Origin of the sequence: Paenibacillus mellifer, from assembly GCF_023195895.1 — a bacterium.
Taxonomy (GTDB): Bacteria; Bacillota; Bacilli; order Paenibacillales; family Paenibacillaceae; genus Fontibacillus; species Fontibacillus mellifer.
The window spans coordinates 1-494 of record NZ_JALPRK010000054.1; the positions used below are offsets into that span (position 1 = coordinate 1).

At 52.0% G+C, this 494-nt stretch carries 1 protein-coding gene; it reads left to right on the forward strand.

From position 1 onward, the window contains the following. Positions 1-494: reverse transcriptase domain-containing protein (locus M0651_RS23935; protein ID WP_248554158.1), on the forward strand; the 494-nt coding region annotated here is incomplete at both ends.

Sequence of the window (494 nt, forward strand, 5' to 3'; positions counted from 1 at the left end):
GCAAGTGATGAACCCGATTTTCGATGCCCACTTCTCTTGGTATAGCTACGGCTTTCGACCGGGAAAGAGAGCACACGATGCCGTGAAGCAAGCCCAGCGATATATCCAAAGCGGCCTGCGATGGGTCGTAGATATGGATTTGGAAAAGTTCTTTGACCGGGTGAATCACGACATCCTCATGGCAAGAGTGGCAAGAAGAGTGACAGACAAGCGAGTCTTGAAGCTGATTCGGGCCTACTTGGAAGCCGGAATGATGGAAGGTGGCATCTTCCAGAAGACGGACGAGGGAACCCCGCAAGGCGGTCCGCTCAGTCCGCTTCTGGCGAACATCTTACTCGATGATCTGGACACAGAACTGACAAAGAGGGGATTGCGGTTTGTGCGATATGCGGACGACTGCAACATCTTTGTAGCGAGTAGACGGGCGGGTGAACGAGTGATGGAATCGGTCATACGATTTGTGGAAGGAAAGTTGAAACTGAAAGTGAATCGGG